The sequence below is a fragment of the Rhodococcus sp. KBS0724 genome (assembly GCF_005938745.2).
In the GTDB taxonomy this organism is placed as follows: Bacteria; Actinomycetota; Actinomycetes; order Mycobacteriales; family Mycobacteriaceae; genus Rhodococcus_F.
Window position 1 is genome coordinate 2,244,798 of the sequence record NZ_VCBX02000001.1, and the last position, 25,833, is coordinate 2,270,630.

Consider the following 25,833-nt stretch of genomic DNA (forward strand, 5'->3'; position numbering starts at 1 on the left):
GCCCCACCCTTTTAGGAGTTAACCGTGGACCGAGCTCTTCCCGATACAACACCGTTCTTCTCGAGCGTCGACGACGTGATCGAGCGTTTGGCTGAAACGGGTTACCTGTCCGACAAGGGCACTGCAACGGCAGTGTTCCTCGCCGACCGACTCGGTAAGCCCCTGCTCATCGAAGGACCGGCGGGCGTCGGTAAGACGGAGTTGGCGCGCGCGGTAGCCCAGACGACAGGTGCCGAGTTGGTGCGCCTGCAGTGCTACGAGGGTGTCGACGAGGCTCGTGCGCTCTACGAGTGGAACCACGCGAAGCAGATCCTGCGGATTCAGTCGGGCTCGGACCACAGCTGGGATTCGACGAAGGCGGACGTGTTCTCCGAGGAGTTCCTGCTCGCTCGTCCACTGCTCAAGGCCATTCGCCGCGAGGACCCGACAGTGCTGCTGATCGACGAGACCGACAAAGCCGACGTCGAGATCGAGGGACTGCTCCTCGAAGTTCTCAGCGACTTCGCGGTCACCATCCCGGAACTCGGAACCATCACCGCAACACGGAAGCCGTTCACGGTGCTGACGTCCAACGCCACCCGTGAGCTGTCCGAGGCACTCAAGCGTCGTTGCCTGTTCCTGCATCTCGATTTCCCCGATGCAGATCTCGAACGTCGCATCCTTGCCAGTCGCGTCCCCGAACTGCCCGAAGCCATCGCCGAGCAGCTGGTCAACACCATCCGTGTGCTGCGCGGCATGCAGCTCAAGAAGGTTCCCTCGGTGTCCGAGACCATCGACTGGGGACGCACCCTCCTCGCGCTGGGCATGGACACCCTCGACGACGACGCCGTCCGCGCAACACTCGGCGTCATCCTCAAGCACCAGTCCGACCAGGTGCGGGCAACCGCCGAACTTCGGCTGAACTGAGGTCTGGTCATGGCACTCGGAGGTTCGACGTCACCGATCAAGCCAGGCGGCTTGGCGGCGCCGTACGGTCTGCCCGGTCATCTCGTCGATTTTGTCGAGGCGCTTCGCCGACGCGGCATCATGGTCGGCCCCTCCGAGACCGTCGACGCCGGCCAGGTCATGTCGGTTCTCGATCTGCTCGATCGGGAGGCACTTCGCGCCGGACTGGCGTGCTCGCTCCTGCGTCGCCCGACCCACCGCGCGACGTTCGACGCAGTCTTCGATCTGTGGTTCCCCAAGGCGATCGGTGACCGTGCCGTCGGGGACGTCGACGTCTCGTTGCCTCGCAAGGCCGACGGCTCGATCGATCTGCAGGCACTGCGTGAGTTGATCGCCGAACTGCTGACCGACGGCAGCGACGAGGCCATGGAGCTGACCGAGCTTGTCACCGCTGCGATGGTCGAAGAGCTCGGGCAGTACCAGTCGAGCAACGGGCCGTCGTTCTCCGCGTACCAGGCCTTGCGGGACGTCGCACCGGACACACTGCTCAACAAGATCCTCGAAGGACTGCTCGGAAATCAGCAGGGCGCCGGCATCGAGGGCAAGGACAACTCCGACTATCAATCGGAGGTTGCCAAGCGAACAGCAGCCCAGCGCATCGCGGACTTCCGCAAGATGGTCGAGAAGGAAACGCGTCGGCGCACCGCCGAAAATCTCGGCAAGGAACGCGTCGCCACCTACGGTGTTCCGAAACTGGCCGAGGAAGTCGACTTCCTCCGCGCGTCGGATGCGGAACTCACGACGCTCAAGAAGAACGTGACGCCTCTCGCCCGGTTGCTCGCCAGCAGACTTGCCGTCCGTCGTAGTCGCAGCCGGGCCGGTTCCATCGACTTGCGTCGAACCTTGCGCAAATCCATGTCGACCGGCGGTGTGCCGATCGATCTGGTGCAACGCAAACCCAAGCGTGCGCGTCCCGAGCTTGTTGTCATGTGCGACGTGTCCGGATCGGTTGCCGGGTTCAGCCACTTCACCTTGCTGTTGGTCAACGCTCTACGAGAGCAGTTCTCCCGCGTCCGGGTGTTCGCGTTCATCGACACCACCGACGAGGTCACCCGTTACTTCGACTCGAACGCCGATCTCGGATCCGCGATGTCACGGATGGTTCGTGAGGCTGAGCTGATCACGTACGACGGCCACTCCGACTACGGCCACGCATTCGGGGTATTCCAGGAGAAGTTCGCCCAGAGCATCACCAGCCGCACGTCGCTGCTGGTACTGGGCGACGGTCGCAACAACTACCGCGACCCCAACCTGCAATCACTGGCGCAGATGGTTGCCGTGGCCAAGCACGCACACTGGCTCAACCCCGAGCCCAAGGGTCAGTGGGGGACGGGCGATTCGGCCGCCAAGGTCTACAACGAGGTCATCAGCATGCACGAGTGCCGCTCCGCCCAGCAGCTGGCCGACGTGGTGTCCGGTTTGTTGCCGGTGTGAGACACGTAAGCTCGTCAGCTGTGCAGAAGGGACAATCGGTGGGACGTGCTCGACGCCTCGGCGTGATGGGTGGCACTTTCGACCCCATTCACCACGGTCACCTCGTCGCGGCGAGTGAGGTCGCCGACAGGTTCGGGCTCGACGAAGTGATCTTCGTCCCCACCGGCAGACCGTGGCAGAAGGAGGCTCGAGGCGTCAGCCCGGCCGAGGACAGGTACCTCATGACGGTCATCGCCACCGCCTCCAACCCGCGGTTTTCCGTCTCCCGGGTCGATGTCGACCGCGAAAAAGTGACGTACACCGTCGACACACTTCGTGACCTGCGGGCCTATCATCCGGATGCCGAACTGTTCTTCATCACCGGTGCCGATGCGCTGGCCAGCATCCTTTCCTGGCAAGATTGGGAAGAGTTGTTCGCATTGGCAAAATTTGTCGGAGTATCGCGACCGGGTTTCGACCTCAACACCGAACACCTGGCCGGTCACCTCGACACGATGCCCGCCGATGCGGTGACGTTGATCGAGATTCCGGCTCTTGCCATTTCGTCGACCGAATGTCGGCGTCGGGCAAGCGAAGACCGTCCCGTCTGGTACCTCGTACCTGACGGAGTGGTGCAGTACATCTCGAAGCGGAACCTGTATCGACCTGTCGACGCGGAGCGCCGTGACGGTGCGACAACCATGTCGGAGCCGGCGCCTGGCAAGACAGCCGATTCGAACTAGAAGCACGACCAAGAAGACGAAACTGGAGAACATCGAGTGAGCGCAACAACCGAAGCCATCGACATGGCACGCATCGCGGCCTTGGCAGCCGACGAGAAGCTGGCCACTGAAGTGGTGGTGCTCGATGTGTCCGAGCAATTGGTCATCACGGACTGCTTTGTCATCGCATCCGCAGCTACCGAGCGTCAGGTGAACTCGATCGTCGAGAACATCGAAGATCGCCTCCGCGAAGCCGGCCACAAGCCGATCCGTCGTGAAGGAACTCGCGAGGGCCGCTGGGCACTGCTCGACTACGCCGAGATCGTTGTTCACGTGCAGCACGACGAGGAGCGCAATTTCTACGCTCTCGATCGTCTGTGGAAGGACTGCCCGGCAGTCGAGGTCGAAGGCCTCGGCCAGAACATCCCGGGACCGGCTGACGCACACACCGTGTTCGACACCGACACGGTTGCCGAGCCGGACGCGCAGGAACCTTCACTGTGACCTCCTCGGCGCCGGGAGCGGCGTCGAATCCTGTGCGGCGGCTGATACTGCTGCGCCACGGGCAGACCGTGTACAACGCCGATTCTCGGATGCAAGGGCAACTCGACACCGACTTGTCGGAGTTGGGGCGCACCCAAGCGAAGAGTGCTGGTCCGGTGATCGCCGACCGGGCGCCGTTGACCATCGTGTCCTCGGATCTCAAACGCGCATATTTCACGGCAGTCGCTGTCGGTGATGCGGCCGGACTTCCGGTCCTCACCGACACGCGTCTGCGTGAGACTCACCTCGGCGGTTGGCAAGGATTGACTCACAGCGACGTCGATCAGCTGACCCCTGGGGTGCGGGCGGCGTGGCGAGCCGATGCGACGTTGGCCCCGCCTGGCGGTGAAAGCCGCATCGACGTTGCGAAGCGCAGCATGCCGGTGGTGACGGAACTTCTGGCCGCACTTCCCGACTGGGCCGAGAGGCCGGTTGTCCTGGTGGCGCACGGCGGTCTGATCGCGGCGTTGACTGCCGCGCTACTCGACTTGCCGATCGACCGCTGGGCGATTCTGGGCGGGCTCGGAAATACGAGTTGGGTTCAGCTCAGCGGACACGGAGATCCTGCTTCCATCGAATGGCGACTCGACGTATGGAATGCTTCTGCGAGTGTCGCAAATGACGTTCTCTGAGAGTGCCGACGGGCAGCGCCCCGTCCTCCTGGTTATTGCCGATTCACTGTCGTATTTCGGCCCCAAAGGCGGACTGGCTGCCGACCATCCCCGGATCTGGCCCAACCTCGTCGCCGAGGAGCTGGGGTGGGACGTCGAGCTTGTCGCTCGCATCGGCTGGACGTGCCGCGACGCGTGGTGGGCGCTGACCCAGGATCCGCGGGTGTGGGCTGCCGTCCCGCGCGCCGGAGCTGTCGTGTTTGCCGTCGGGGGTATGGATTCCCTGCCGTCGCCGTTGCCCACCGCGCTACGTGAGACCATCCGCTACGTTCGCCCGCCTGCCCTGCGGCGCTTGGTTCGGGAGGGGTACCAGTGGCTGCAACCGCGCCTGGCTCCACTCGGCCGACCGGTGGCACTGCCGCCGAAACTGAGCGTCGAGTACCTCGAGAGCTCACGAAATGCGTTGGAATACATGCGTCCCGAGCTGCCGATGATCGCGACGTTGCCGTCCGTGCATCGCAGTGACGCGTACGCGAGCGTCCATGCCGGCCGTCCCGCTGCGGTATCCGCGATCACCGAATGGGCAACGGCGAAAGACGTACCCGTCGTGGATCTTGCCGACGCGGTACGTGAAAACGTGTTCTCCGACAACGGCAACCCGGATGGAATTCACTGGGGCTGGGACGGACACATCGGTGTCGCCCGAGCGATGACTGCCGCAATTCGCGCCGCCGAAGCTCAGCGCGCGCCCTCGTCGGCGAGTGAGGTCGGGTAGCGACGTGTCAGTTGTTGTCGTCACGGATTCGTCCGCCTGCATCCCGCCGGAAATCTCCGAAGCGTGTGGGCTCCAGATTGTTCCGCTACACATCTTGCGTGACGACTGTGATTTCCTCGAAGGCGTCGACGCCATTCCCGAGGATCTGTCCGGGCTCACGACGGCCGGTGCTTCACCGGCAGAACTGACCGAGGCATACAGGCGAGCACTGGATCTGAGCCAGGGCGACGGTGTTCTCGCAGTCCACATCTCGCGGCAACTCTCGAGCACGTGGGACGCCGGCAGGCAGGCGGCCGAGGAATTCGGCGGCAAGGTACGCATCGTCGATTCAGCGTCCACCGGTATGGGTTTGGGGTTCCCAGCATTGGAAGCGGCGCGATTCGCAGCGAGCGGTTCTCCTCTCGACCTCGTGTACGAGCGCGCCGTCGACGTCGCCGAACGTGGACGCGCCTTCATCTTCGTGGACAAGCTCGACCAATTGCGTCGCGGTGGCCGGATCAGTACCGCGGCAGCGTTGTTGGGCACAGCCCTGGCGATGAAACCGCTGTTGCACCTCGTGGACGGCAAGTTGGTCTTGAAGGAAAAAACTCGCACCAGCACCAAAGCGCTCGCGAGATTGGTAGATGCGGCCGTGGAACGGGCGGGGCGAAGCCGCGTGGCTGTCGCCGTCCATCACATGAAAGCTCGGGAACGAGCCGAGGGCATCGCGACACAGTTGTCCGAGCGAATCCCCAACGTCGCCGAAACCGTGGTCACCGATTTCAGCGCGGTCCTGGGTGTGCACGTGGGTGTGGGTGCGATCGGTGTTGTGGTGTGCCCACTTCCGGAAGAGGACGGTCCGTCCTAGCCGGTCGGTTATCCACAGGCCGCGGGTTATCCCCAACTCGATTTCTCCCTCTACGCAGGTCAGCGCTCGCTCGTTAGCGTCGACGTATGCGGAGCAATCAAGAGCGGGAGAGGGTGCGTGATCGGCTTTCTGCGATGACCGGCGATGTCGATCGTCCGGCAGTACCCGAGTGGCTGCTGGAGATCGACGACGACGAAGCAGATGGATCTGAGCGGGATGCGCGGTATTCCGCGGTGCCCGAACGCTGGCGCGGTATGCGATGGAGTCCGCACCGGCGCGGCGCACTCGCCTTGGTGATTATCGCGGTTGCTGCCTCAGGGCTCGGCGTTTTTGCACTGTGGTGGGATTCGCCGACAATCCAGGCGGTGCCGGTACTGCCTGCAGCCGTGGGGATTCCGGTTGCGACATCCAGTTCGGCTCCACCAACGACGATCGACAGTGCGCCTGCTCCGACCTCGATAGTGGTCAGCGTTGTCGGGTTGGTGCATAACCCTGGATTGCTGACACTGCCCGATTCCTCACGGGTCGCTGACGCGCTGAGTGCGGCCGGTGGCGTGCTCGACAACGCCGACACTCTCAGCTTGAACCTGGCGCAGAAACTGTCGGACGGCGATCAGGTGGTTGTTGGTGCGGTGGGTGATTCGCCGCAACAACAGACCAGTTCGACTACAGCTTCGACTGCCGCTGGGGCACCGGTCAATCTGAATACTGCGACCGAAGCCGAACTCGACGCGCTTCCCGGGGTTGGGCCCGTCACGGCGAGTGCGATCCTCGCGTGGCGTACGTCCAACGGAAAGTTCACGGACGTAGAACAATTGGGTGAGGTGGACGGCATAGGTCCGGCTCGCCTCGACAAACTGCGAGCTTTGGTCACGGTGTGAACGGTGAGGCAGAGCAGCGGGTTCTCGACGCGAGACTGGTGCCCGCAGCGTTGGCGGTGTGGGGAGCAACTGCTGCGGGCATCGTGTTCGGATCCGGAGTTGCCTGGTGCGTCGCGGCGGGTTCGGGACTGGTATGTATCGGATTTGGTGCCTGTGCTTGGCGGTGGGGAAGCACGGGCTGGATTCCGGTCTTGGTGGTGGCCTGCGTGTTCGGCGGGGCATTCAGTGCGGTCACCGCGTGGCGAATGGCAGATGTCGAAGCACATCCACTGACACGCGCGGCGGTGTCCGGTGGGTGGGTAACTGCGGAGGTGAGCCCCACCGAGGATCCGCGGACGAGCGCGTCGTCGATCGGACCAGGTCAAGTGTATTTCCGGGCGTCGGTCCGTTCGGTGACGGTGGGGGACAGGCACTACGACGCGGGAGGCGCGGTCACTGTTCGCGCGCCGAGCGGGGTGTGGCCGGAAACGCTTCCCGGACAGGTGCTTACGATCCGGGGAAAGGTGAGTGTGCCGTCGCGTTCGGATCTGACGTTGGCGGTGATCACCACCGAAGGCGGGCCGCTCGAGATCGGCGATGCGCCCTGGTATCAGCGGTGGGCCGGTGTTGTGCGGTCACGATTTTCGGCTGTGTGCGCGCAGGCGTTGCCGTCCGATGCAGCGGGGCTGCTACCCGGTTTGGTCGTAGGGGACACCTCTGCGCTGTCTCCGGTGGTCAAGGACAACTTCACGGCGGCCGGTCTCTCTCATCTCACCGCGGTGTCCGGTGCAAACATCAGCATTCTCCTGGGCGCAGTGTTGTTACTGGTGCGGGCAGCAGCGTTCGATCCTCGGATCGGGGCAGTACTTGCGGCAGTGACGATCCTGGCGTTCGTGATTGTGGCGCGGCCGTCGCCGAGCGTGCTTCGCGCCGCGGTCATGGGCACGATCGGATTGCTCAGTTTGGTGACCGGTCGACGCAAACAGGCGCTGCCCGCGTTGGGCGCAGCCGTCATCGTGCTGGTGATCGTGATGCCGGAACTGGCTGTGGACTGGGGATTTGTTCTGTCGACCACGGCAACCGGTGCCTTGGTGATCCTTGCGCCCGTGTGGGTCGACGCCCTTCGGCAGCGCGGGTGGCCGCGGTGGCTGGCAGAGTTGACGGCTGTGTCCGGCGCGGCGTTTGCTGTCACCGCGCCGGTGGTAGCGGCAATGGCGGGCACGCTCAGCCTGGTGTCGATAGCCGCAAACCTGTTGGTGGCACCCGTGATCGGGATTCTGACGGTACTGGGCGCAATGGTGGCATTGCTCGCATTGGTCAGTCCGCCGACGGCCGCGCTCCTGGCCTTGGCTGTGAGACCTCCGATGTGGTGGCTGCTCTCCGTCGCCGACCGGGCCGCTGCGGTTCCTTGGGCAAACATCACCGTACCGTCGGGATTGCTCGGTGCACTGCTTGCCTCGGGGCTGGTGCTGGTCGCGATATTCCTGCTGTGGAATCGCATCTCGCGGTGGCTACTTGGCGCGGTGGTAGCGGGACTGGTACTGGCACTGGCGTTTCACCACGTCTTCTCCGGCGGGCGACTGGCACCGGGTTGGGCCATGGTGATGTGCGACGTGGGGCAGGGCGACGGTCTGGTCTTGGCGACGGGAGACGGCCGGGTAGTCGTGATCGACGTCGGTCCCGACCCGACGTCGATGGACCGTTGCCTGAACATGTTGGGGGTCGACGATATTGCGCTCGTATTGATCAGCCACTTTCATGCCGACCACATCGGCGGGCTCGCCGCCGTGCTTGCCGGCCGTTCGGTGTCGGCTGTGGGTGTCGGCCCTATGTTGTTGCCGGAATCAGGTTTCCGCGATGTGGACGCGGCTGCGCGAGCACACGGAGTTCCGCTGGTCAGTCTGCGCGCCGGGTCCACGTTTGTTCTCGGGACGGTGCAGTTCGACGTTCTCGGTCCGGTGTTGCCGGTGCCCCGTGATGTCTCCGGCGCCGACGAGTCGGCCAACGATCAATCCCTGGTGCTGATGGCACACACCAGCGCCGGCCGCATTCTGTTGACCGGGGACTCGGAAACCGCAGGCGAAGCATCGATGACGCGTAGCGGAATCGACGTGCGAGCCGATGTCCTGAAACTGCCACATCACGGGTCGCGAACCACATCGCGCGCGTTTCTCGAGGCAGTTCGCCCCCGGCTGACCTTGGTGAGCTCCGGCGCCGGCAACACCTTCGGACATCCTCATCCGCAGGTGATGAGCGAACTGGAATCGTTGGGTGGCGTCGTGGCACGTACCGATCAAAGCGGCACGCTCGCGGTGTACGGAAGCGACGACGGGTCCGTGTCCGTGGTGTCGGTACCTCGTGGGACGATCTTCGGGTGAGTACTCCGGCTGGCCTCGACCCGTTGCACCTCGTTCTCGGAGACGACGAATTCCTGATCGAACGGGCAGTGTCGACGTTGATCAAGGCCGTTCGTGGTGATCGTGGGCAGGGAATCTCGGATCTCCCCATCACTCGGATGCGTGCCGGCGATGCCAATGCGCCCGAACTTGCCGAACTGCTGAGTCCGTCGCTGTTCGCGGAAGACCGCGTGATCGTTCTGGAAGCGGCTGCCGAAGCCGGTAAAGATGCTGTTGCGCTCGTGCTCGAGGCGGCCCGCGAACCGTCCGAAGGTGTTGTGCTCATCGTCCTGCACTCCGGTGGCGGACGCGCAAAAGCGCTGGCGCCGGCACTGGAGAAGTTGGGCGCCGTTGTTCATCAGTGCGCCAAACTCAACAAGTCTCAGCTGACCGATTTTGTTCGGGCCGAGTTTTTGGCCGCGCAGGTCAAGGTTTCTCCCGCGGTCATCGGGGCAATGATCGAAAGCGTCGGCTCCAACCTGCGCGAGTTGGCGTCGGCGTGTTCCCAGTTGGCTGCCGATACCGGCGGCAAGATCGACGTCGACGCCGTTCACCAGTACTACTCCGGCAAAGCCGAAGTGTCGGGGTTCGATGTCGCGGACAAAGTGATCGTCGGAGATACCCGGGGCGCGCTCGAAGCGTTGCGCTGGGCTGATCAGATCGGAACCCCGCACGTTCTTCTGGCCGACGCCCTGGCCGACGCGGTGCATACCGTCGCGAAGGTCGGCCCGTATGCCCGCGGCGGTGATCCGTTCCGGTTGGCGTCCGAGCTGGGGATGCCGCCGTGGAAGGTCAAGAAGGCAATCAAGGAAGTGAAGGGCTGGGACCCGGCGTCGATCGGCGCTGCGATGCAGATTGTTGCCGCACTCAACGCAGATGTGAAGGGTGCTGCCGTCGATTCGTCCTACGCACTGGAATCAGCGGTGCGTAAGGTTTGTGCGCTGCGCGCTCGGTAAGCGCAGCTCGCAGTTGGGTTTAGCTGGCAACTGGGTTGGGAACGAACAATAGCCGCTCTGGTCGAGTAGACCGGAGCGGCTATTGAAACACCACTGATGACGGCGAACCGTCAGCGAGGATGCGTCAGATCTTGTTTGCAGCCTGCGCGAGTGCAGACTTCTTGTTTGCAGCCTGGTTGGCGTGGATAACGCCCTTGCTGGCTGCCTTATCGAGCTTGCGGCTGGTGGCGACGAGGAGCTCGTTGGCCTTGTCCTTGTCACCGGCTGCCGCAGCCTCGCGGAACGAACGGATCGCGGTACGCAGCGAGGACTTCACCGACTGGTTACGGAGTCGGGCCGCCTCGTTGGTACGGATTCGCTTCACCTGGGACTTGATGTTGGCCACGCGTAAAATCCTTGTCGTCTTTAGCTGGTTACGGTCGAGAAAGCTGTGGGCGCACTGATGCACCGACTGGCAAGATTACCAGTCCAGGGTCGAATATCCCAAACCGCCGCACGATGCGCCTGATTGAGAAGGTTACACGTGGTTTGCGGGGATGTTTCCGCGCTGCTCAAATCGCGGACCTGTAGCAGCATGTTTGCTATGACGCCGATGACAGACAATGTGGTGAATACAAGCTCGACCACGACGCGGGCGCGTCCCTCCGGAGTGTTCGACGGATATTCGGATATCGGTCGCTACGAGTTGGCTTTCGACGAGATGTTCGCGGCCGACGGATCGGTGCGCGAGTCCTATGAGGGTGTGTACTCCGCGCTGGCGCCGACGAGCAGCAAGGACCTCGGGGCTCGCGCCGACGCGCTCGGTCGTGCCTTCATCGACCAGGGGGTGACGTTCTCGCTTTCCGGGCAGGAAAGTCCCTTCCCGTTGGACGTGGTTCCGCGCGTTATCGCGGCGCAGGAATGGGCGCGACTGGAAAAGGGCATCAAACAGCGGGTCAAAGCGCTGGAGTTGTTCCTGGCCGACATCTACGGTGAACAGCGGATTCTGCGTGATCACGTGCTTCCCCGCCGGTTGGTCACCTCGTGCGAGCACTTTCACCGTGAGGCTGCCGGCATCGTGCCGCCCAACGGCGTGCGCATTCACGTATCGGGTATCGACCTGGTCCGGGACGAGGTCGGCGATTTCCGGGTCCTCGAGGACAACCTGCGATCACCGTCCGGAGTCTCTTATGTGATGGAGAACCGTCGGACCATGACGCGGGTGTTCCCGGACCTGTTCATGTCTCACAAGGTCCGTGCTGTCGGTGATTATGCAACCCATTTGCTGCGCGCGCTGCGAGCCGGGGCGGCCACGAACGAAGCCGACCCGACTGTGGTTGTTCTCACACCGGGTGTCGCGAATTCGGCGTACTTCGAACATTCGCTGCTCGCGCGGCAGATGGGCGTCGAGTTGGTGGAAGGTCGAGATCTTTTCTGCCGCGACAACGTCGTCTACATGCGCACGACCGAGGGTGAACGTCAGGTCGACGTGATCTACCGACGGATAGATGACGAGTACCTCGACCCGATGCACTTCCGCCCGGACTCGATTCTCGGTGTCGCCGGCGTACTCAACGCGGCCAGAGCGGGCAACGTCGTGATCTCGAGTGCGGTGGGGAACGGTGTCGGAGACGACAAACTTGTCTATACCTACGTGCCGCAGATCATCGACTACTACCTCGGCGAGAAACCACTGCTGCAGAACGTCGACACGTTCCGATGCTGGCTGGACGACGAGTGTGAGGAAGTGCTCGACCGCGTCGCGGAACTGGTGATCAAACCCGTCGAGGGATCCGGTGGATACGGCATCGTGTTCGGCCCGGACGCGAGTGCGGCGGAACTGGCCGAGATCACCGAGAAGATCAGAGCCGATCCGCGCGGCTGGATCGCTCAACCGGTGGTGCAGTTGTCGACAGTGCCCACGAAGATCGGCGACGTCTTGTCGCCGCGTCACGTCGATCTGCGGCCCTTTGCGGTCAACGACGGTGACGACATCTGGGTGTTGCCCGGCGGGTTGACTCGCGTCGCGCTCCCCGAAGGCTCGTTGGTGGTCAACTCCAGCCAAGGCGGCGGAAGCAAGGACACGTGGGTATTGGCCGCTGCCACGTCAACGGACGCCGGGGAACTTGCGGGCGAGGGACTTGTCGGCGAGCCACCGGAATTCGCAGAACCTGACAAGGGTCCGGAACTGACGCCCTCGCAACTGAATCAACAACAACAGTGATCACGTTCGGAAACAATCAAGAGAACGGAGTGTGCTGACGGATGCTTGCCAGAAATGCTGAATCTCTCTACTGGATCGGCCGTTACGTGGAACGGGCCGACGACACCGCGCGCATCCTCGACGTGACCGTCCACCAACTGCTCGACGACACGACTCTCGATCCGGATCGGACGTCGCGGTTGTTGCTCCGAGTCCTCGGAATCGACGCGCCGGACGAGGAATTGGATGTGAGGTCGCTGACGGATCTTGTTGCGTTCAGTCGCAATCAGGTCGGATCGATTGTCGACTCACTGGCGAGCGCCCGGGAAAACGCTCGTGGCGCACGCGAGGTGACGTCCAGTGAAATGTGGGAATGCCTGAACACGACATACAACGGACTGGGGGAGCGTGAGCGGGCGTCACGCTACCTCGGGCCACACGAATTCTTCCGTTACGTCGAGGAACGCGCCGCGATGTTCGCGGGACTGGCGGATTCGACGCTCAGCCGCGACGACGGTTACCGCTTCCTGCTGTTGGGTCGCTCCATCGAGCGAGTCGACATGATCGTGCGCATGCTCCTGGCCCGTGCGGGGGACAAGCCGTCGTCTCCGGCGTGGGTGTCGGTGCTGCGCTCGGCTGGAGCCCACGACACGTACCTGCGCACCTACCGTGGTGCTCTCGACGCGAATCGGGTCGTGGAGTTCATCCTTCTCGATCGGCTGTTTCCGCGATCGGTGTTCCATTCGATTCGGCAGGCGGAGAAGTGCCTCGAGGAGTTGGACCCGCAGCAGGGCAGCCGGGTCGGTATCCGGGCGGAGGCCACCCGATTGCTGGGGAGAGCACGAAGCGAGCTCGAGTTCCTTCCGCAGGGAGTGCTGCTCGAGGATTTACAGTCGCGGCTGCTCGGTTGGCAGGAGACGTGTCGCGAACTGGGTGAGGCTATTTCGTTGCAGTACTTCCATGCCGCGCCCTGGGTCGCGTGGACTGACGCGAGTGCTGTGTACGCGGAGGCAACTGTGGAGGGTGAACTGTGAGTTGGCGAATGAGGGTCGTGCACACCACCGGATATGCCTACGAGGCTCCGGTGACGTCGTCGTACAACGAGGTTCGGCTGACTCCGCGAGCCGACGGTCGGCAGACGGTTATCTTGAACCGCGTCGAGACCCAGCCGGCTTCGCGTGCCTACCGCTACACCGATTACTGGGGTACGGCGGTGACGGCGTTCGATCTTCATGCGCCGCACAAGGAACTGGAAGTCACCGGACTTTCCGTAGTTGAGACGGAACCTTTTGTCGCGCCGGAAGAAAAGGTCGGATGGGACGAGTTGGCCGGTAATCCGATCAAGGATCGGTTCAACGAACAATTGAGTTTCACGAATTACGTACCGCGAGATGAGAAGTTCACGGCAATTGCCGAAGAATTGCGACAGGGGCTCACGCCGGAGGAAGCGGTGGTGGCGGTATCGCAATGGGTGAACGGCGAAATGTCTTACGTGCCCGGCACTACCGGAGTCCACACGTCGGCGGTGGAAGCCTGGGCAGCGCGCGAAGGTGTCTGTCAGGACTACGCGCATTTGACGCTCGACATACTGCGCACCATGGGAATCCCGTGTCGATATGTTTCCGGATATCTTCATCCGGCGCGCGATGCCGCTGTCGGGGACACGGTGGTGGGGGAGTCGCATGCCTGGATCGAGGCCTGGACGGGCGCCTGGTGGGGGTACGACCCGACAAATGCGATAGCTGTGAATGAACAACACGTCGCGGTGGGGATGGGGCGAGACTATTCGGATGTGCCGCCGCTGAAGGGTATTTATTCCGGCGGCCGATCAACAGATCTCGAAGTTGTTGTGGAGATCACTCGCCTTGCGTAAAGTCCGGCAAATCTAGTCGCGTGAGCATTACTGCCGTTTCATTGAGAAGAAGGTGGGAATATGTCTCCAACTGCACAGGAATTGACCGAGGTCGAACCGATCTCGGACGTGAAAAAGTATGCGGCCGAAGCGGTGGGGACATTTGTACTCGTGTTCTCTGCCGTCGGCACCGCCGTATTTGCCGGCGCGAAAGTCGGAAATCTCGGAGTTGCTCTGGCTTTCGGTTTGACCTTGCTGTTTCTGGTGTACGCCATCGGCCCGATTTCAGGCTGTCACGTCAATCCCGCGGTAACTGTCGGTCAATTTGCCATCGGACGAATCTCCGCAGTGAATGCGGGTATCTACATCGTCGCGCAGGTAATCGGCGGCCTGCTGGCGGGTGTGGTCATCTACACGGTCGCAAACAGTCTTCCGGCGTACAACAGGGTGGCGGACGGACTGGGCGCCAACGGATGGGGAGCGCACAGCCCGTCAGCTGAGAAGAATCTCCTGGGAATGGTGGTGTCCGACGGCTACGGCATCGGCGCCACGATGATCATCGAGATTCTGCTGACCGCGCTTCTGGTGTTTGTCGTCCTGGCCTCCACCGACCAGATCTCCGACGTTCCGCTGGCCGGTGTGTCCATCGGCTTCACACTCGCCGTGATCCACTTGATCTCGATCCCGATCGACAACACATCCGTGAACCCGGCCCGCAGCCTTGCCGTCGCTCCCTACCAGGTCGGTGCCATGAGCCAAGTGTGGCTGTTCATCGTGTTCCCGATCATCGGCGGTGCACTCGGCGCACTCATCTACCGCGCCTTGTTCGGCCGATTCAATCGTTTGAACAGCTGAGCGCTTGAACAGTTGACCGATTCGGTCACGCTTCGTCCTCGGGTCGGCTTCAGCTCCAACTGAAGTCGGCCCGCAGTTTTGTGGCGACCAGGTCGAACTTCTTACGGTCCATGACCGCTCCTTCGCGGCGAATGCCGGCTTCCGGAACGTCGAGGACACGATCCAACCTGATCCAACTCGGGCGGCCTTCGCTGTCCCACGGGCCGGATCCGATGGCGACCCAGTCCCGCTCGCCGTTGCGTTTGCTCTGCGACGACAGCATCAAGCCCAGGAGTGTGTCCCCGTCCCGGCCGACTACGAGAACGGGTCGGTCCTTCCCCTGCGTCGGATCCTCTTCGTAGGCGACCCAGGTCCAGACGATCTCGCCCGGATCGGCTTTGCCGTCGAGGTCAGGGGAGTACTCGACCTTGCGGGCGCGATGCGCCGTAGGGACGGTGCGGGCGGCAACGGGTCGACCGGATGCGCCTTTCGGCGCGTTCGACGACTGCAGTTGGCGTAGCAACGTCGGGCCCTTGTCCAGAGCGAAGTTGCCGAGGGTTCTGCCGAGCTGCTTCCACATGCTTGCCATGGCGACCGAGCATAATCGCATGCCGCGCGGGAACCCCCCACGCGGCGGCGGTGAGACTTGGATATCCTAAGGGTTGACAGTGGCCCGGATCCGGGCCGGTGCCGGTCCGATTAAGGGGTCTCCCATCAGCAGCTTCGCCGACAAGACGTTCACGGATCCTGCGCAGATCCGGAACTTCTGCATCATTGCGCACATCGACCACGGTAAGTCGACGCTGGCAGACCGCATGCTGCAGCTCACCGGTGTGGTCGAGGAGCGGGCGATGCGTGCGCAGTATCTGGACCGCATGGACATCGAGCGCGAACGCGGCATCACCATCAAGGCTCAGAACGTCCGCCTGCCCTGGACTGTCAACGGTGAAGAGTTTGTCCTCCACCTCATCGACACTCCCGGTCACGTCGACTTCACGTACGAGGTCTCGCGTGCGCTCGAGGCGTGTGAAGGTGCGATTCTGCTGGTGGACGCGGCTCAGGGCATCGAAGCGCAGACGTTGGCCAACCTATACCTGGCGATGGAGAAGGATCTCAAGATCATTCCCGTCCTCAACAAGATCGACCTCCCGGCCGCTGATCCCGATCGCTATGCCGAGGAAATCGCGCACATCACCGGCTGTGAGCCCGGCGATGTTCTGCGCGTCTCGGGTAAGACCGGCATGGGCGTCAAGGAGCTTCTCGACGAGGTAATCGTGCAGATCCCCGCACCGGTCGGTGATGCGGACGGTCCGGCTCGCGCGATGATCTTCGACTCGGTCTACGACGCGTACCGCGGCGTGGTCACGTACGTGCGTGTTGTCGACGGCCGGATCCGTCCGCGCGAGAAGATCACGATGATGTCCACCGGCACCACCCACGAACTGCTCGAGGTCGGCATCATCTCGCCCGAGCCGAAGGCCAGTATCGGTCTGGGCGTCGGCGAGGTGGGCTACCTCATCACGGGTGTGAAGGACGTTCGCCAGTCGCGAGTCGGTGACACGGTCACCACTGCGCGCAACGGCGCCACCCAACCGCTCGTCGGCTACCGCGATCCCAAGCCGATGGTCTACTCGGGCCTGTACCCGATGGACGGCTCGGACTACCCCGTACTGCGCGACGCGTTGGACAAGCTCCGCCTCAACGACGCGGCCCTGGCGTACGAGCCCGAGACGTCGGTCGCTCTCGGATTCGGTTTCCGCTGCGGCTTCCTCGGACTGCTGCACATGGAAATCACCCGTGACCGTCTCGAGCGCGAGTTCGGTCTCGAACTGATTTCCACCGCACCCAACGTCGTGTACCGCGTCGTGATGGAAGACGGGTCCGAGGTCATCGTCACCAACCCGTCGTACTGGCCCGAAGGCAAGGTTCGTGAAGTTTACGAGCCGGTCGCCAAGTGCACTGTCATCGCGCCGAGCGAGTACGTCGGCGCCATCATGGAGCTGTGCCAGTCGCGTCGCGGTGAGCTCGGCGGTATGGACTACCTGTCGGAGACCCGCGTCGAACTGCGTTACGAATTGCCCATGGGCGAGATCATGTTCGACTTCTTCGACGCGCTCAAGTCTCGCACCAAGGGTTACGCCAGCCTCGACTACGAAGAGGCCGGCGAGCAGCAGGCCGATCTGGTGAAGGTCGACATCCTGCTGCAGGGCGAGGCCGTCGACGCGTTCTCCTCGATCGTTCACCGTTCCAACGCCGGTGCTTACGGTGGCCGCATGACGTCGAAGCTGCGCGAGCTCATCCCGCGCCAGCAGTTCGAGGTTCCGATCCAGGCTGCGATCGGCGCGAAGATCATATCGCGCGAGAACATTCGCGCGATCCGCAAGGACGTTCTTGCCAAGTGCTACGGCGGCGACATCAGCCGTAAGCGCAAGCTGCTCGAGAAGCAGAAGGAAGGCAAGAAGCGGATGAAGACCATCGGCCGCGTCGAGGTTCCGCAGGAAGCCTTCGTGGCAGCTCTGACATCCGAATCGGTCGGCGAGAAGCCCAAGAAGTAGGAGCGCATGATCACCACCTGGTTGTCCCGAGAATTCGGAATCGAGATCCCCGTTCTCGGGGCACCCATGGGTGGGCGGGCAGGTGGCGCCCTCGCCGGCGCGGTTTCCGCTGCCGGCGGGTTGGGTCTGCTGGGGGCGGCCAGGTACAACACGCCCGAGTGGATCGAGACCGAAGCCGACGTGGCCCGGTCGATCGGCGGGAAATTCGGTGTCGGCCTCATGACGTGGTCGCTGCCCGAGAACGAATTGATGCTCGACACCGCGATCGCGGTCAAGCCCACCATGATCACGTTGTCGTTCGGTGATCCCGCCGCCTACGTCGGCCGCATTCACGACGCCGGGATTCCCGTTGTGTCGCAGATCAATACGCTCGAAGACCTCCGCGTCGTCGAGGCAGCCGGAGTGGACGCCGTCATCGCGCAGGGCGGTGAGGCAGGCGGGCATACCGGCCGGATCGGAACTTTGCCGCTGTTGCAGGAGATCCTCGAAGCAACCTCGCTGCCGGTGCTCGCTGCCGGTGGAATCGGAACAGGCCGCGGTCTGGCAGCAGTCATCGCGGCCGGTGGTCAGGGCGTCATGATCGGGACAGCGCTACTCGCGAGCCCCGAAACCGTCGGCCCGGACTATGCGCGTGATCGCGTCGTCGAAGCCGGGAGTACGGATACCGTGTACACCTCTGTGTTCGATCGGGCGCGCAGTCAGCCGTGGCCGCAGCGTTGGGGTGGCCGGGCCATCGCCAACGACTTCACGGCAGCGTGGGACGGCGTCGACGCCGATGAGGAAACTCTCGCGAAGGCGTACGACCCGTCCGATCCGCGCAACGGCGTCGTGTACGCCGGTGAAGCTGTAGGACTTGTGCACGGAACTCATCCGGCCGCCGACGTGGTTCGGCGGATCGGCGCGGATGCGGAGCGCCACCTCTCTGCTGTGCGCCTTTCTTAACCGTAAAGGCGCACAGCAGGAGATTACGTCGCGTTGTGCGCCGGCTGGAAGGCTCCGGCTTCTGCGGCCTCTTCAGCGCGGATCACGTGCACCACGGCGTTGATCAATGCCAGGTGTGTGAACGCTTGCGGGAAGTTTCCGAGATGCCGGCCGGTGTGTGCGTCGATCTCCTCGGCGTAGAGCTTGAGCGGGCTGGCAAATCCGAGTAGACGCTCACACAGGTGCTTTGCGCGATCGAGTTCGCCGATCTCGACCAACGCCGAGACCAACCAGAACGAGCAGATGGTGAAGGTGCCCTCCTCGCCGCTCAAGCCGTCGTCGGTGGTCTCGACGCGATAGCGCAGAACCAGGCCTTCTTCGGTGAGTTCGTCGGCGATCGCAAGAACGGTTGCCCGGATGCGGGGATCGTCGGCCGGGAGGAAACGCAGGAGCGGCGCGAGTAGCAGCGACGCGTCGAGTGAATTGTGGCCGTATCGCTGAGTGAGCACGCCGCGTGAGTCGACGCCGTGAGCGAGGATGTCAGCTTTGATCTCGTCGGCGATGGCGGTCCATTGCTGGGCAAAGCTCTTCTCGCCCTGCATTTCTGCGAGCTTGGCACCGCGGTCGAGTGCAACCCAGCACATGATCTTCGACGACGTGAAGTGTTGCGGTTCGCCGCGCACTTCCCAGATCCCGCGGTCGGGTTGACGCCAATGCTTGATGGCTTCCTCGACTTGCCTCTTGAGGAGCGGCCACAACGCTTCGGGGACGCGCTCGCGGGTACGGATGTGGAGATACACGGAGTCGAGCATGGTGCCCCAGATGTCGTGCTGCTTCTGGTCGAACGCGCCGTTGCCGATGCGTACCGGTCGCGCACCGTCGTAGCCGGACAGGTGGCTCAGTTCGGATTCCTCGAGTGTGCGCTCACCGCCGATGCCGTACATGACTTGCAAGGGGTGCGGTTTCCCGTGGTCGGAACTGGAGACGTCGTAGATGAAGTTGAAGAAATCGTTGGCTTCGCGGTCGAGTCCGAGGGTGTAGAGGCCCCAGAGTGCGAAGGTGGAATCGCGAACCCAGGCGTAGCGGTAGTCCCAGTTTCGTTCTCCGCCAGGGGTTTCCGGGAGCGATGTCGTGGAGGCGGCCAGAAGAGCGCCGGTGGGGGCGTAGGTGAGCCCCTTGAGGGTGAGAGCGCTGCGCTGGAGGTAGGCCCGCCACGGATGGTCGGGGAACTTGCCGATGGTGACCCATTCACGCCACGATTTTGCGGTCTGCCACATCATCTCGGCGGCTTCGTCGAAAGTCTGCGGCGACGGCAGTTCGGACCACGACAATGCGACGAACGCGTTGTCGCCCTCGACCAGCCGGGTGCGGGCGCGGGCTTCGCGGCCTTCGAGTCCGAGCCGTAGATCGGTGGTGAGGCGAAGTGACGGATGATCGCCCGGCCGCGACGAATGGCACGTTGCCGTCGCCTCTTCGTACACCTTGCCGGTGTACTCCCAGATTGCGGCGCCGCGGTGGTAATCGAAGGCCGGTTCGCAGCTCATCTCGAGCTCGACAGTGCCGCTGACGCACTTCACAGTGCGGAGCAGGATGTGTTCTGCATCCCAGTCGGTAGGTGTGCGCCGGTGAGTGCTCGAACGCTTGTCGACGTTGTGCCACGGGCCCAGAACCAGTGCGTCGCGCACGACCAGCCATCCGGTCTCGGTCTGCCAGGTGGTCTCGAGAATGAGCCCGCCGGGAAGGTAGCGGCGAGCGGCCGGCACGTTCTGGCCGTAGGGGCCGATCCGGAAGTGCCCTGCACTGCGATCCAGGATCGCGCCGAAGACGCTCGGAGAGTCGGGGCGTGGGACGCACATCCACTCCACCGATCCGTTTCGGGCGATCAAGCAGGATGTCTCGCAGTCGGACAGAAATGCGTAGTCGTCGATGGGTGGGAAGTTGCTTCGATGGTGGCCTGCCGTTGTGGAGGGGACGGCCTGCATTACTTCGTCGTCGACACTCATTCGGACATTGTCCGGCCAGATCTGGGACACGTCCACTCCACGGCCATTCGGTGCCGGTGGCCCCGAACGATAGGGTGATGGGCGTGGACCGAATTGCAGGTTGGTGGGACGGCGTGGAGCTGTGGATTGCGGGGCTTCCCTTCATCCCACAGGTCGTGTTGGTCCTTGCCGTTGTAGTTCCCCTGTGCGCCGGCGTCGCGATCGGTTTGGATCGCGGATTGTCCGCTGTGTTGTCGTCGCCGGTCTTCGAGTGGCTGCGACGCAACCCGGCGACGGTCTCCGATGAAACCCCTGAGAAATCCTGAGAGAAGTCGAGGAAAACCGATGCCCCGCTCACGGGTCACTCTTGCCCTGATCGCCCTGATCCTTCTTTGTATCGTGGCCTGGCTTCTCACTCGTTAGAGATTCGATTCGAGACCGCCGGAACGCTCTGCTAGAGTCCACGACGTGTCCGAAGCAGCAGCTCCTGAGATCCGCCACCAGTTGGCGTTGATCGCTGTCGGCATGCTCGACGTCGCTGACGTCGCCTGTTGTTGATTTCCCTGTAGTTCGAATTCCGCGGCGGTGCACTTGCGCCCCGCTCGAACTCTTCTGCGCGTTCCTCGCGCCCCCGACCAAGGGCATCTGAAAGCCCCGTCGGCTCCCCATGTCCGAACGTCCCGATGGATTCAGCCCCAGAGGTCTCGGACTTTCACGCTCGGTCAGCCCTTTTTGTCAGCCCTCTCGGAAGGTATCTGCAATGAAACGCCGTTCCCGCACACTCCTCACTGCTATCGCGACCATGGGGGCCGTGGTACTCACAGCGTGCAGCGGTGGCTCGAGCGATACCGTCGGCGCCGACGCCGTCGCCAGCGACGGCAGCGCCGGCACGATCAACCTGTTTGCCTACGCGGTTCCGAAGCCCGGCTTCGACAAGCTGATTCCCGCCTTCCAGGAGACGGAAGACGGCAAGAATGTCGCGTTCAACCCGTCGTACGGCGCATCGGGTGACCAGTCGCGCAAGGTGAAGGACGGTGCTGAAGCCGACTTCGTCAACTTCTCCGTCGAGCCGGACATCACGCGCCTCGTCGACGCCGGCCTGGTGGACAAGAACTGGAATCAGGACGCCTACAACGGAATTCCGTTCGGATCGGTTGTCACCATCGTGACGCGTCCGGGAAACCCGAAGGGCATCAAGGACTGGGACGACCTGCTGCAGCCCGGCCTCGAAGTTGTCACCCCGAACCCGTTCAGCTCGGGCTCGGCCAAGTGGAACCTGCTGGCGCCGTACGCGGCAAAGAGTGACGGCGGCAAGAACCCGCAGGCCGGCCTCGACTACATCACCGCGCTCGTCAACGATCACGTCAAGATCCAGCCGAAGTCGGGCCGCGAAGCATCGGAAGCCTTCTTGCAGGGCAGCGGCGACGTTCTGATCAGCTACGAGAACGAAGCACTGTTCATCGAGGGCAACGGCGATCCGGTCGAGCACGTCACCCCGCCGACGACGTTCAAGATCGAGAACCCGGTCGCAGTGCTGACGAACAGCAAGGTTCTGGAGAAGGCAACGGCGTTCAAGGACTACCTCTACACCACCGAAGGCCAGAAGCTGTGGGCCGAAGCAGGATTCCGCCCGGTTGATCCCGCGGTTGCCGCCGAGTACGCCAGCAAGTTCCCCGAGCCCACGAAGCTGTGGACCATCACGGATCTGGGTGGCTGGAAGACCGTCGACGCCGAACTGTTCACCAAGGACACCGGTTCCATCGCCGTAATCTACGACAACGCAACCAAGTAAGACTGCCGTGACCGACACCATTGAACGCACACCCGTGACCCGCAAACCCGTGACCCGCAAACCCAAACTCGCGCGGGTCACGGGAAGCGTCGGGCCACTCGGCATCGGCGTGGCCACACTCTGGCTTTCCATCATCGTCCTGCTGCCACTCGCGGCGCTGACCGTCACCGCTTTCGACGACGGTATCGCCGGGTTCTGGGACGCCATCACCGCACCGGTTGCGTTGGCGTCGTTGCGGGTGACGTTGTTCGCCTCGATCGTCGTAGCGTTGATCAACGTCGTGATGGGCACGATCATCGCGTGGGTGCTCGTGCGAGACGAGTTCCCGGGCAAGCGAATTGTGAACGCGATGATCGACCTGCCGTTTGCGTTGCCGACCATCGTGGCGTCGATCGTGCTGCTGTCGCTGTACGGACCGCAGTCGCCGATCGACATTCACCTCAACGCAACCCAGCCCGGCCTGATCGTCGCGCTGGCATTCGTGACGCTGCCGTTCGTGGTGCGCTCGGTGCAACCGGTGCTGATGGAGGTCGATCGCGAAGTAGAGGAAGCGGCAGCATCTCTGGGTGCTTCCAACTGGACGATCTTCCGTTCCGTGGTGTTGCCGACACTGGCTCCTGCCGTGATTTCAGGAGCCGGCCTGGCGTTTGCGCGAGCTATCGGTGAATACGGTTCCGTGGTCCTCATCGGCGGCAACATTCCGCGCGTGACGCAGGTGACGTCGCAGTACATTCAGCAGCAGATCGAAATCGATCGCCCCACCAATGCTGCTGCGGTGTCGGTGGCTTTGCTGCTCATCGCGTTCGTGACGCTGTTCGTTCTGCGTCTCTTCGCTTCCCGGGGCCAACGACGTGAGGAACGCGGCTGATGAAGATTTCCACGAAGTCGCGGATTGGACTGCGGTCCGTCGCGCTTCTGTATTTGTTCGTTCTGTTGGTGGTGCCGATCGGCGTGATCTTGACGCGCACGTTCGAGAACGGGATCGGTGCATTCATCGACTCGATCACGACTCCCGCCGCTGTTTCGGCGCTGAATCTGTCGCTGCTCATCGTGGTGATCGTGGTGCCGATCAACGTGATCTTCGGAATTGTCACCGCACTTGCCTTGGTGCGCGGTCGTTTTCCCGGTCGCGGTGTTCTGCAGTCCGTCGTCGACCTGCCGTTTGCGGTCTCGCCCGTTGTGGTCGGTGTGTCGTTGATCCTGCTGTGGGGCGCAAACGGGTGGTTCGGTGGAATCGAGTCCTTGGGGTTCAAGGTGATCTTCGGGTTGCCGGGAATGGTGCTCGCGACCATCTTCGTCACGTTGCCGTTTGTCGTCCGTGAGGTCGAACCCGTCCTGCACGAGATCGGTGACGAGCAGGAACAGGCCGCGGCAACGCTGGGCGCTTCGGGGTGGCAGACGTTCTGGCGCATCACGTTGCCCGCGATCCGGTGGGGCCTGACCTACGGAATCGTGTTGACCGTTGCCCGCTCGCTCGGTGAGTTCGGAGCTGTCATCATGGTGTCGTCGGGCTTCCCCGGGGTATCCCAGACCTTGACCTTGCTCGTGCATTCGCGATACATCGACGATCACAACACCTTTGGTGCGTATTCGGCAGCTACTCTGCTGATGGGCATCGCCATCATTGTCCTGTTGCTGATGACGCTGCTGGACCGCAAGAGGAGCAACACATGATCACAGTGACCGGGGCGCGCAAGAACTACGGTGACTTCGCGGCGCTCGACGACGTGTCCCTCGAGATCCCGTCGGGTTCCCTGACCGCACTGCTCGGGCCAAGTGGCTCCGGCAAGTCGACGCTACTGCGCTCGATCGCGGGACTCGAGCAACTCGATTCTGGAACAGTCACCATCGCAGGCAAAGACGTCACCGGCGTCTCGCCGCAGAAGCGCGACATCGGATTCGTGTTCCAGCATTACGCTGCGTTCAAGCACATGACGGTTCGCGACAACGTCGCCTTCGGTCTCAAGATCCGTAAGCGTCCCAAGCCGGAGATCGAGAAGAAGGTCAACGAGCTTCTCGAGATCGTCGGCCTCGACGGCTTCCAGCATCGTTATCCCGCTCAGCTTTCCGGTGGTCAGCGTCAGCGTATGGCGTTGGCACGCGCCCTTGCCGTCGATCCGCAGGTGCTGCTGCTCGACGAGCCTTTCGGCGCGCTGGACGCGAAGGTTCGTGCCGACTTGCGCACGTGGCTCCGTCGGTTGCACGACGAAGTGCATGTCACGACGGTTCTGGTCACCCACGACCAGGAAGAAGCTCTCGACGTCGCTGACCGCATCGCCGTGCTCAACAAGGGTCGGATCGAGCAGATCGGTGAACCCGCCGACCTCTACGACCGCCCGGCCAACGACTTCGTGATGTCCTTCCTCGGGTCAGTAGCCAAGCTCAACGGCCAGTTGGTGCGCCCGCACGACATTCGTCTCGGCCGCGACCCCAGCATGGCTCTGGCCCAGGAAGCCGGAACCGCCGAATCGCTCGGTGTCACTCGGGCCACCGTCGAACGTGTCGTGTACCTGGGCTTCGAGGTTCGCGTCGACCTGCGCAACGAAGCGACGGGGGAATTGTTCTCCGCTCAGGTCACGCGCGGCGACAGCGCGGCTCTGCATCTGGAAGCCGGCGAGACGGTGTACGCCCGGGCGACCCGTGTGCCCGACCTTCCGGAATCGCCGGTGGAATCTCCGACGGTTGTGAGCCTCGTCGGCCAGGTGTGACGGGTTTTCACCCTTCGCGGCACACCATCACCGGGCATTGTGCGTGGTGAATCAGGCTCTGGCTGGTGGAACCCACGATCGAGGCCATGAACGGGCTTCGGCCGTGGCTTCCCACGACTACAAGTTGAGCCTCGGCCGAATGCTCGAGAAGTGCCTTCATCGGTCCACTTCTCTGCACACTGCGAGTGACCTCGACCTCCGGGTACTTCTCGGTCCAGCCGGCGAGGCATTCGGAGAGCAGTGCGTTCTCGTGCTCCTCGTACGGACCCCAATCGGTGAATCGCCGCGCTTCGGAGTAGCCGCCGAGCGAGGCATGTTCGTTCCAGGTGTGAACGGCAACGAGGGGCACACCCAGAAACGCCGCAAACTCGAAGGCGTGACCGGTAGCGAGTTCGCTGAGTTTGCTGCCGTCGATACCGACGACGATGGGCCGCGTGTCGGTCGTGGCGTGGTCGCTGCTGCCGCGGAAGACGGTCACCGGGCAATGGGCGCGGTTCACCACTCTGATCGTGTCCGATCCTAGGAAGACGGACTGCATCTCGGTGGTTCCGGCTTGTCCGAGCGAGAGAATTCTTGCGGTTTTCGACAGTTCGACGAGCGCTGTCGCGGGGGTGCCTGCGACAAATGCACGCTCGATGGTGACGTCCGTGTGGTCGTCACGAATGGCGTTTTCGGCCTCCTCGACGAACTTCGCACCTTCGATACGGATGTGACGATCGAACATCTCTTCGTCGGTCACGGCGCCGCCTTCGCTGAAATCCGGCTGTCCGGGCAGCACATGTGTCAGGCGGAGGGGTTCGTCGAATTTCCTGGCTGCGGACGCCGCCCATCGCGCAGCATTCACCGCGCCGGGGGAGCCGTCGATTCCGGCCACGATTCCGTGTCGAACAGATGCACTGGTCATGGGAGTCTCCTCGCGTCGCCTCCTTCCAGTGTGTC

26 protein-coding genes are annotated in these 25,833 nt (G+C 63.0%); 22 read left to right on the forward strand and 4 right to left on the reverse strand.

Annotated elements, in window-relative coordinates; genetic code table 11:
* The first annotated feature begins 24 nt into the window (after positions 1-24).
* From FFI94_RS10295 to holA, 10 genes are all read left to right on the forward strand, one after another.
* The gene (locus FFI94_RS10295; protein ID WP_033232924.1) at positions 25-906 is read left to right on the forward strand and encodes a MoxR family ATPase; all 882 of its coding nucleotides are present in this window, start codon (positions 25-27) and stop codon (positions 904-906) included.
* Between the two features lie 9 nt (positions 907-915).
* On the forward strand, positions 916-2,379 hold the full coding sequence (locus FFI94_RS10300) for a VWA domain-containing protein (RefSeq protein ID WP_138872862.1): 1,464 nt from the start codon (positions 916-918) through the stop codon (positions 2,377-2,379).
* 20 nt (positions 2,380-2,399) lie between these two features.
* Complete coding sequence (gene nadD, locus FFI94_RS10305; protein ID WP_138872863.1) at positions 2,400-3,101, forward strand: nicotinate-nucleotide adenylyltransferase; 702 nt, start codon at positions 2,400-2,402, stop codon at positions 3,099-3,101.
* A 36-nt stretch (positions 3,102-3,137) separates the two neighbouring features.
* Entirely contained in the window at positions 3,138-3,584 is a 447-nt protein-coding gene (rsfS, locus tag FFI94_RS10310) for a ribosome silencing factor (RefSeq protein WP_138872864.1), read from the forward strand.
* Positions 3,581-4,255: a histidine phosphatase family protein gene (locus FFI94_RS10315; protein WP_138872865.1), complete on the forward strand. Its 675-nt coding sequence runs from the start codon at positions 3,581-3,583 to the stop codon at positions 4,253-4,255. The genes rsfS and FFI94_RS10315 overlap by 4 nt, the downstream gene beginning before the upstream one ends.
* On the forward strand, positions 4,242-5,009 hold the full coding sequence (gene octT, locus FFI94_RS10320) for a diglucosylglycerate octanoyltransferase (RefSeq protein ID WP_138872866.1): 768 nt from the start codon (positions 4,242-4,244) through the stop codon (positions 5,007-5,009). The genes FFI94_RS10315 and octT overlap by 14 nt, the downstream gene beginning before the upstream one ends.
* Positions 5,010-5,013: 4 nt before the next feature.
* The gene (locus tag FFI94_RS10325) at positions 5,014-5,856 is read left to right on the forward strand and encodes a DegV family protein (RefSeq protein ID WP_138872867.1); all 843 of its coding nucleotides are present in this window, start codon (positions 5,014-5,016) and stop codon (positions 5,854-5,856) included.
* 86 nt (positions 5,857-5,942) lie between these two features.
* Positions 5,943-6,737, forward strand: a complete 795-nt coding sequence (locus FFI94_RS10330) for a ComEA family DNA-binding protein (protein ID WP_138872868.1) — start codon at positions 5,943-5,945, stop codon at positions 6,735-6,737.
* Positions 6,734-9,094 carry a ComEC/Rec2 family competence protein gene (locus FFI94_RS10335; protein WP_138872869.1) on the forward strand — a complete coding sequence of 787 codons (2,361 nt, stop codon included), beginning with the start codon at positions 6,734-6,736 and terminating at the stop codon, positions 9,092-9,094. The genes FFI94_RS10330 and FFI94_RS10335 overlap by 4 nt, the downstream gene beginning before the upstream one ends.
* Positions 9,091-10,068 (forward strand): DNA polymerase III subunit delta, encoded by a 978-nt coding sequence (gene holA / locus FFI94_RS10340; protein WP_138872870.1) that lies wholly within the window; start codon positions 9,091-9,093, stop codon positions 10,066-10,068. The genes FFI94_RS10335 and holA overlap by 4 nt, the downstream gene beginning before the upstream one ends.
* Before the next feature lie 124 nt (positions 10,069-10,192).
* Here the strand turns inward: holA and rpsT are convergent, their stop codons facing one another.
* Positions 10,193-10,453: a 30S ribosomal protein S20 gene (rpsT, locus tag FFI94_RS10345; RefSeq protein WP_033232941.1), complete on the reverse strand. Its 261-nt coding sequence runs from the start codon at positions 10,451-10,453 to the stop codon at positions 10,193-10,195.
* A gap of 207 nt (positions 10,454-10,660) precedes the next feature.
* Between rpsT and FFI94_RS10350 the strand changes: the two genes are divergently transcribed.
* Genes FFI94_RS10350 through FFI94_RS10365 form a run of 4 tightly spaced genes read left to right on the forward strand, consistent with a single transcriptional unit; the run spans position 10,661 to position 14,957 of the window.
* Positions 10,661-12,271, forward strand: coding sequence for a circularly permuted type 2 ATP-grasp protein (locus FFI94_RS10350; protein WP_138873713.1), 1,611 nt, complete (start codon positions 10,661-10,663; stop codon positions 12,269-12,271).
* 41 nt (positions 12,272-12,312) lie between these two features.
* Positions 12,313-13,284 carry an alpha-E domain-containing protein gene (locus tag FFI94_RS10355; protein WP_138872871.1) on the forward strand — a complete coding sequence of 324 codons (972 nt, stop codon included), beginning with the start codon at positions 12,313-12,315 and terminating at the stop codon, positions 13,282-13,284.
* 8 nt (positions 13,285-13,292) lie between these two features.
* The gene (locus FFI94_RS10360; RefSeq protein WP_138873714.1) at positions 13,293-14,123 is read left to right on the forward strand and encodes a transglutaminase family protein; all 831 of its coding nucleotides are present in this window, start codon (positions 13,293-13,295) and stop codon (positions 14,121-14,123) included.
* 60 nt (positions 14,124-14,183) lie between these two features.
* Entirely contained in the window at positions 14,184-14,957 is a 774-nt protein-coding gene (locus FFI94_RS10365) for an aquaporin (RefSeq protein WP_138872872.1), read from the forward strand.
* Positions 14,958-15,006: 49 nt separating this feature from the next.
* Here the strand turns inward: FFI94_RS10365 and FFI94_RS10370 are convergent, their stop codons facing one another.
* Entirely contained in the window at positions 15,007-15,525 is a 519-nt protein-coding gene (locus tag FFI94_RS10370) for a type II toxin-antitoxin system PemK/MazF family toxin (protein WP_138872873.1), read from the reverse strand.
* 73 nt (positions 15,526-15,598) lie between these two features.
* On the opposite strand from FFI94_RS10370, the gene lepA reads away from it, so the two are divergent.
* On the forward strand, positions 15,599-17,491 hold the full coding sequence (gene lepA, locus FFI94_RS10375; RefSeq protein ID WP_138872874.1) for a translation elongation factor 4: 1,893 nt from the start codon (positions 15,599-15,601) through the stop codon (positions 17,489-17,491).
* 6 nt (positions 17,492-17,497) lie between these two features.
* Positions 17,498-18,433 carry a nitronate monooxygenase family protein gene (locus tag FFI94_RS10380; RefSeq protein ID WP_138872875.1) on the forward strand — a complete coding sequence of 312 codons (936 nt, stop codon included), beginning with the start codon at positions 17,498-17,500 and terminating at the stop codon, positions 18,431-18,433.
* A gap of 23 nt (positions 18,434-18,456) precedes the next feature.
* Here the strand turns inward: FFI94_RS10380 and FFI94_RS10385 are convergent, their stop codons facing one another.
* Positions 18,457-20,415: a glycoside hydrolase family 15 protein gene (locus FFI94_RS10385; RefSeq protein ID WP_138873715.1), complete on the reverse strand. Its 1,959-nt coding sequence runs from the start codon at positions 20,413-20,415 to the stop codon at positions 18,457-18,459.
* A gap of 83 nt (positions 20,416-20,498) precedes the next feature.
* Here FFI94_RS10385 and FFI94_RS10390 point away from each other — a divergent pair, with 83 nt between their 5' ends.
* The 6 genes from FFI94_RS10390 (at position 20,499) to FFI94_RS10410 (ending at position 24,894) form a co-directional block, all read left to right on the forward strand.
* Complete coding sequence (locus tag FFI94_RS10390) at positions 20,499-20,720, forward strand: hypothetical protein (protein ID WP_138872876.1); 222 nt, start codon at positions 20,499-20,501, stop codon at positions 20,718-20,720.
* 142 nt (positions 20,721-20,862) lie between these two features.
* Entirely contained in the window at positions 20,863-20,952 is a 90-nt protein-coding gene (locus FFI94_RS34605) for an Ms4533A family Cys-rich leader peptide (RefSeq protein WP_313905520.1), read from the forward strand.
* Between the two features lie 202 nt (positions 20,953-21,154).
* Complete coding sequence (locus FFI94_RS10395; protein ID WP_138872877.1) at positions 21,155-22,186, forward strand: sulfate ABC transporter substrate-binding protein; 1,032 nt, start codon at positions 21,155-21,157, stop codon at positions 22,184-22,186.
* 7 nt (positions 22,187-22,193) lie between these two features.
* Entirely contained in the window at positions 22,194-23,054 is an 861-nt protein-coding gene (gene cysT / locus FFI94_RS10400) for a sulfate ABC transporter permease subunit CysT (protein WP_138872878.1), read from the forward strand.
* On the forward strand, positions 23,054-23,860 hold the full coding sequence (cysW, locus tag FFI94_RS10405) for a sulfate ABC transporter permease subunit CysW (RefSeq protein WP_138872879.1): 807 nt from the start codon (positions 23,054-23,056) through the stop codon (positions 23,858-23,860). The genes cysT and cysW overlap by 1 nt, the downstream gene beginning before the upstream one ends.
* Positions 23,857-24,894: a sulfate/molybdate ABC transporter ATP-binding protein gene (locus FFI94_RS10410; protein ID WP_138872880.1), complete on the forward strand. Its 1,038-nt coding sequence runs from the start codon at positions 23,857-23,859 to the stop codon at positions 24,892-24,894. Before cysW ends, FFI94_RS10410 begins: the two co-directional genes overlap by 4 nt.
* Before the next feature lie 7 nt (positions 24,895-24,901).
* Here the strand turns inward: FFI94_RS10410 and FFI94_RS10415 are convergent, their stop codons facing one another.
* Entirely contained in the window at positions 24,902-25,798 is an 897-nt protein-coding gene (locus tag FFI94_RS10415) for a universal stress protein (protein WP_138872881.1), read from the reverse strand.
* Positions 25,799-25,833 lie beyond the last annotated feature (35 nt).